Origin of the sequence: Rhizobacter sp. (genome assembly GCF_035702065.1) — a bacterium.
Taxonomy (GTDB): domain Bacteria; phylum Pseudomonadota; class Gammaproteobacteria; order Burkholderiales; family Burkholderiaceae_C; genus Rhizobacter.
In genome coordinates this window covers 1-5,854 of record NZ_DASSRA010000451.1, presented here as the reverse complement: position 1 = coordinate 5,854, position 5,854 = coordinate 1, and the positions used below count along the sequence as shown (strand labels likewise).

The following is a 5,854-nucleotide window of genomic DNA, read 5'->3' as shown; positions in this document are numbered from 1 at the left end:
TGTCGGAAGCGCGGGCGCTGACCAACCTGGTCGGCAACGGCGTGGCCACGATCGTCGTCGCCAAATGGACCGGCGAGCTCGACACCGAGCGGCTGCGCCGCCAACTCGACAACGAGACCGACGTGGAGGCCGATGCGCCGGAGGTGTTGCTCGACGCGAAAGACGAGCACATGCCGGTGACGCCGCCCGGCGGCTGAGCGGGTGCGCTTCGGCTCACCGGCGACCTGCACCATGGCCCCTGACGGCCAGCGGCCGCTGCGCTAGGCTGTGCGCTGGCCCCCACCCGGCAGCAGAAAGGACACGCATGCCCATCGAGATCCCCCGCGAGGCACGCCAGCAGGCCATTGCCTCCATCGAGCGCTACTTCCAGGAGAACATGGACGAGAAGATCGGCAACGTCGGCGCCGGTGCGCTGCTCGGCTTCTTCCTGCAGGAGATCGGGCCGCTGGTCTACAACCAGGCGGTGTCGGCGGTGCAGGAGCGCTTGCAGGAACGCGTGGCGGAGATCGACATCGAGATCCACGAAGACGAGTTCTCCTACTGGCCGCAACAGAAGGCAAAGAGCAAGAAATGACAGCGTCACCCGGCATGACTACCTCCATCCGCCGCCCGCAGGTCTGCGTTCTCGGCAGCGCCGACCCCGGCTCTGCCGCCTACGAGCTCGCCGGGCAGGCCGGCACGCTGCTCGCGCGGCTCGGCATCACGGTCGTGAGCGGCTGCGGCAGCCCGGCCACGCGCACGGCGGCCGAGCACGCCATCGCGGCGGGTGGGTTGGTGGTGAGCATCATCCCGCCCGACGAAATGCCGCCGCCGGACTGGCCGGCGACTGTGGTGATCCCCTGCGGCATGGGCGATGCGCGCAACCTGGTGATGGCGCTCGCGGGTGACGCCTGCATCGTCATCGGCGGGCGCGCCGGCACCATCTCCGAGGTGTGCCTGGCGTGGCTGCACAAGCGGCCGCTGCTGCCGCTGGTCAACTGCGGTGGCTGGTCGCACGACCTGCCCGACAACCCGCCCGATGAGCGGAAGAACTCGCCGATCCTGCCCTGGGGCTCGGTGGCCGAACTGGAGGCGCAGCTGCGCGGCCTGGGGCTGGTGACGGAACGGCGTTAAGCCCCCCGCGGTTCGCGCCGCACCCGCGTCACTTCACGACACGCCCCCGCGTTTCGTCGCGGCGTGGCGGCGCCGTGCGCCTTGCCTGCCTAGCCTGACGGTGTTGCCTCTTCAACCACACCACCTCAGGAGTTCTTCCCATGGCCACTGCCAACCGCTTCACCTTCACCCTGCGCCGCACCCTCGCGCACGCCGCCTTCGCCTTCAGCCTCGCGCTGCCTGCTGCCGGCGCCTTTGCTGCCACCACGGACGCGCAGTTCCAGTCCGCGTTCCAGACCTTCCAGGCCGCGCAGAAAGGTGACAGCGGCGCGCGCGATCGCGCCGCCGACCAGTTCAACGACCTGCTCAAGGCCGACCCGGGCCAGCCCATGCTGATGGCCTACGCCGGTGCCGCCACCGCACTCAAGGCCCGCGGCAGCTTCCTGCCGTGGAAGAAGATCGGCTACGCCGAAGACGGCTTGGCGCAGATCGACAAGGCGCTGGCCCTGCTGCAGCCGGCGCACGACGGCGTGATGCTCAACCGCTCGCCGGTGAGCCTGCAGACGCGCTTCACGGCGGCCAGCAGCTTTCTCGCGATGCCCGCCTTCTTCAACCGCGGCACGCGCGGCGCCAAGCTGCTGGCTGATGTGCAGGCCAGCCCCTTGCTGGCCCAGGCCTCGCCGAGCTTCCAGGGCGCGGTGCTGATGCTGGCGGCGCAGCAGGCGGCCAAGGAGTTCCGCACCGCCGAGGCGCGCCGCGACCTCAACGACGTGATTGCCCGCGGCCTGCCTCAGGCAGACGCTGCCAAGGCTGCGCTGCTGGAGCTGCCGCAATGAAGAACCCCACCACATCCATGCCGCCGGTGATCGAGCTGCGTGGCGTGCACAAGACCTACCAGCTCGGCGCCCACGTGGTGCCGGCGCTGCGCGGCGTCGACCTGCAGGTCTACCCGGGCGAGATGCTCGCCCTCACCGGTCCCTCGGGCAGCGGCAAGAGCACCATCCTCAACCTTGCCGGCCTGATCGACGCCCCCGATGCGGGCGAGATCGTGCTGCGCGGGGAGCGCGTCGACATGCGCGACGAGACCCGTGCCGCCCTGCTGCGACGCGACGCGCTGGGCTTCGTGTTCCAGACCTTCAACCTGGTGCCGGTGATGACGGTGGCCGAGAACGTCGACTACCCGCTGTTCCTGGCCGGCGTGCCGCTGGCCGAGCGCCGGCAGCGTGTGGCCGAGGTGCTCGAATCGGTGGGCCTGCAAGACCATGCGAAGCACCGGCCCGACGCGCTCTCGGGTGGCCAGCGCCAGCGCGTGGCCATTGCGCGCGCCCTGGTCAAGCGGCCCAAGCTGGTGATCGCCGACGAGCCCACCGCCAGCCTCGATTCGCGCACCGCCGACCAGGTGCTCGACCTGATGCGCGAACGCGGCCACGCCGAAGGCGCCGCCTTCGTGATCGCCACCCATGACGCACGGCTCACGCGCCGCTGCGACCGCATCGTCGCCCTGCTCGACGGGCGCATCACTGCATCCACGGAGGCCCTGCAATGAACACCCCATGGCTCAAGTTCGCCGTGCTCAACACGCTGCGCAACCGCCGGCGCTCCTCGGTCACCGTTGCGGTGGCGGCGCTGGGCACGGCCGCCATCCTGCTGGCCGGCGGCTTTGCGATCTTCACCTACGACGCGCTGGCCCAGGCCTCGGCGCGCAACACCGGCCACCTGATCGTGGGCAAGCCTGCGCAGTTCACGCAAGACGAGGCCACGCCGCTGGAGCATGGTCTCGACAACGCCGATGCGCTCAAGGCCACGCTGCTGGCCGACGCCGATGTGCGGGCCGTGCTGCCGAAAGTCGAGTTCAGTGGCCTCGTCAGCAACGGCGACAAGTCGACGGTGATGATGGCCGTGGGCGTGTCGCCCGACGACGAGTTCGCCATCAAGGGCCCCTTCCTCACCATGAAGGCGGGTGAGGTGTTGAGTGGTGGCGCCACCGCAAGCGCCGAGGTCATGCTGGGCGAAGCGCTGGCCAAGAGCCTCAACGCCAAGCCGGGATCGAGCCTCACGCTGCTGGCCAGCACCACCGACGGCGCGCTCAACGCGATGGACGTACGGGTGAAAGGCGTCTTCTCGACCGGCGTGCCCGAGGTCGACAAGCGCCTCGTCTACACCGATGTGCTCACGGCGCAGAAGCTGCTCAACACCCGGCGCGTGAGCACGCTCGGCGTCTTCCTCAACCGCATGGACCAGACGAACCCGGCTCAAGCGCGCATCGCCGCGCAGCAGCCGCAGCTCACGGTGCAGACCTGGGTCGAGCAGGCCACCTTCTACCAAGGCGTGAAGGCGCTCTACAACCGCATCTTCGGGGCGCTGGGCATCATCATCGGCGTGATCGTCGTCTTCGTCGTGACCAACGCGATGGCCATGGCGATCATCGAGCGCACCCGCGAGATCGGCACGCTGCGCGCCATGGGCACGCTGCCCGGGCAGCTGCTGCGCACCCTGGCGCTGGAAGGCATGGTGCTGGGTGGCGCGGGCGCGGTGCTGGGCGCGGTGATTGCGCTCGCCGGCAGCGTGCTGCTCTACGTCTTCCCGGTGCAGATGCCGCCGCCGCCCGGCCGCTCCACCGGCTACCCGCTCAACATCGCCATCGACCCCACGCTGTACGGCTTCACGCTCGTCGCGATGGTCGGCCTGGCCATGCTGGCTTCGGCGCTCGTCGCGCGCAAGACGGTGCACCAGCCGGTGGTGCAGGCGCTGGCCCACACCTGATGACACCAAGGACACGACCATGAAGAACTACCTCGCATTGCTGTCCCTTGCCTGTGCATTCACCGCACACGCCCAGGGCATGAACGACCTGCTCAAGGCCGCCGACCGCTACCGCGTGTCCTCGGCCAACATGCAGGTCGAGACCCAGATCAACACCTTCAACACGGATGGCTCGCCCGACAAGGAGCGGCGCTACACCGTCTTCGCGCAGGCCAACCACCAGTCGCTGGTGCTGATGCAAAGCCCGGCCGAGAAGGGCCAGAAGGTGCTGATGCTGGGCGACGACTTCTGGCTGCTCATGCCGGGCAGCCAGCGGCCGCTGCGCATCACGCCGATGCAGAAGCTGCTCGGTGATGCCTCCACCGGTGACATCGCCACGCTGAGCTGGGCCGACGACTACAACGCGCAGTTCGTCGCCGAAGAGAGCTGTGGCGACGCGCCCTGCACGCACCTGAGCCTCACGGCGGCGCGCAAGGGCGTGACCTACCAGCGCATCGAACTGTGGATCGGCAAGGCGCGGCGCGAACCGATCAAGGCCGACCTCTACGTGCAGTCGGACAAGCTCGCCAAGCAGGCGCGCTTCGTGATGGACAAGCCGCAGGCGCCCACTGCGGTGGCCGAGATGGTGCTGCTCGACCAACTGAGCAACCACAAGGAGACCCGCGTGCGCTACCTCGCGCGCAAGGAGCGCAGCGTGCCCGAGGCCTGGCTGAACCCGATGTTCCTCGCCCGCAACCCCAGCCTGGATTGAGCCATGTCTGCTTCGACACGATGGCTGGCAGCCTGCCTGCTGGCCGGTACTGCTGTGGCCGCCCACGCCGACAGTGAGTTCAGCGGCCAGTTGCGCGGGCGCTGGGACGACCGCACCGCCTCGCTCATCGGCCCGCTCGCGCAGGCCGCGCAGCTCGACCCCACGGTCGCCCCACCGCAGGCCAGCGCCGCCACGCTGGAGGCCGAGTTGCGCGGCCGCTGGCAGATGCTGAGCGCCGTTGCCACGCTGCGCAGCGAGAAGCCCGAGTCCGCCGCCTGGCACAGCGACGGCGTCATGAACGAGCTCTACGCCTCGGGTGAGGCCGCCGGCTGGCAGCTCAGCGCCGGCCGCAAGATCGTGGCCTGGGACGTGGGCTACGCCTTCCGCCCCAACGACATCATTCAGCAGGAGCGCCGCCGCACGCTGCTGTCTTTCACGCCCGAAGGTCGCGCCCTGCTGATGGGCGAGCACTTCGATGCGCGCACCGCCTGGTCGCTGGTGTGGGTCAACCCGCAGCGCGCGGTCGACGACGACGCCGGCAGCGCCATGGGCGCCGAAGAACAGGCGCTGGCCCTGCGCGTCTTCCGCAACGTGGGCGAGGCCGACTGGCACGGCTTCGCGCGCTGGGGCCAGCACACGCGCGCCAGCCTCGGCGCCGCGGTCTCGTGGGTGGCGGACGACAGCCTGGAGCTGCACGCCTCGGGGCGCTGGGCCGAGCGCGCCGATGTGCTCACCTTCAACACTCCCGCCAGCGGCCTGGCGACGAGCAGCCCCTTCACCGTGGCCACGCGCAACAACTGCGCGCAGGCCCTGGTCGGCGGCACCTGGACGGCCGAGAACAGGCTGAGCCTGATGGCCGAGTTCTGGTACGACGGCACCGCCGCCTCCAACGCGCAGTGGGACGACTGGCAGGCCCGCAACGCGCAGATCACTGCCGCCTGGGTCAACGGCGGTCCGGCCGCGCTGCGTCGCGGCGTGGCCGGCAACCTCGCCTGGCAATCGCAGGCCTTCGCCGGGCAGAGCCTGCGGCGCAGCAACGTGTACCTGCGCGCAAGCTGGGACCACGAAGGCTGGCAGCCCTCGCTCGATGTGCTCTACATGCCGGCCGATGGCGGACGCATGGTCACCGCCGCGCTCGGCTGGCAGGGCGACCGCGTGCGCGTGGACGCCGGCCTGCGCGTGAACGGTGGGCCCGACGACTCGGTGGCCGCGCAGTTGCCGGTACGCCGCCAGGCGTATGCGGCGCTG

The 5,854-nt window shown here is 70.0% G+C and carries 7 protein-coding genes and 1 pseudogene; all 8 read left to right on the top strand.

Features of this window, described 5'->3' with window-relative positions; all coding sequences use genetic code 11:
• Nucleotides 1-197, top strand: a pseudogene (locus tag VFL64_RS19825) (C4-dicarboxylate transporter DctA); the annotation flags it as partial.
• Nucleotides 198-304: 107 nt separating this feature from the next.
• On the top strand, nucleotides 305-574 hold the full coding sequence (locus VFL64_RS19820; protein WP_489542110.1) for a DUF2164 domain-containing protein: 270 nt from the start codon (nucleotides 305-307) through the stop codon (nucleotides 572-574).
• Between the two features lie 14 nt (nucleotides 575-588).
• Nucleotides 589-1,113: an SLOG cluster 4 domain-containing protein gene (locus VFL64_RS19815; RefSeq protein ID WP_489542109.1), complete on the top strand. Its 525-nt coding sequence runs from the start codon at nucleotides 589-591 to the stop codon at nucleotides 1,111-1,113.
• A gap of 140 nt (nucleotides 1,114-1,253) precedes the next feature.
• Nucleotides 1,254-1,928, top strand: coding sequence for a hypothetical protein (locus tag VFL64_RS19810; RefSeq protein ID WP_489542108.1), 675 nt, complete (start codon nucleotides 1,254-1,256; stop codon nucleotides 1,926-1,928).
• Nucleotides 1,925-2,638 (top strand): ABC transporter ATP-binding protein, encoded by a 714-nt coding sequence (locus VFL64_RS19805; RefSeq protein ID WP_489542107.1) that lies wholly within the window; start codon nucleotides 1,925-1,927, stop codon nucleotides 2,636-2,638. Before VFL64_RS19810 ends, VFL64_RS19805 begins: the two co-directional genes overlap by 4 nt.
• Nucleotides 2,635-3,855, top strand: coding sequence for an ABC transporter permease (locus VFL64_RS19800; protein ID WP_489542106.1), 1,221 nt, complete (start codon nucleotides 2,635-2,637; stop codon nucleotides 3,853-3,855). The genes VFL64_RS19805 and VFL64_RS19800 overlap by 4 nt, the downstream gene beginning before the upstream one ends.
• Before the next feature lie 19 nt (nucleotides 3,856-3,874).
• Entirely contained in the window at nucleotides 3,875-4,606 is a 732-nt protein-coding gene (locus VFL64_RS19795) for an outer membrane lipoprotein-sorting protein (RefSeq protein ID WP_489542105.1), read from the top strand.
• Nucleotides 4,607-4,609: 3 nt separating this feature from the next.
• On the top strand, nucleotides 4,610-5,854 hold a 1,245-nt coding region (locus VFL64_RS19790), incomplete at its 3' end, for a hypothetical protein (protein WP_489542104.1).

Coding starts and splice junctions, on each gene's coding strand:
- VFL64_RS19820 (WP_489542110.1), top strand. CDS start 305: ATGCCCATCGAGATCCCCCGCGAGGCACGCCAGCAGGCCATTGCCTCC.
- VFL64_RS19815 (WP_489542109.1), top strand. CDS start 589: ATGACTACCTCCATCCGCCGCCCGCAGGTCTGCGTTCTCGGCAGCGCC.
- VFL64_RS19810 (WP_489542108.1), top strand. CDS start 1,254: ATGGCCACTGCCAACCGCTTCACCTTCACCCTGCGCCGCACCCTCGCG.
- VFL64_RS19805 (WP_489542107.1), top strand. CDS start 1,925: ATGAAGAACCCCACCACATCCATGCCGCCGGTGATCGAGCTGCGTGGC.
- VFL64_RS19800 (WP_489542106.1), top strand. CDS start 2,635: ATGAACACCCCATGGCTCAAGTTCGCCGTGCTCAACACGCTGCGCAAC.
- VFL64_RS19795 (WP_489542105.1), top strand. CDS start 3,875: ATGAAGAACTACCTCGCATTGCTGTCCCTTGCCTGTGCATTCACCGCA.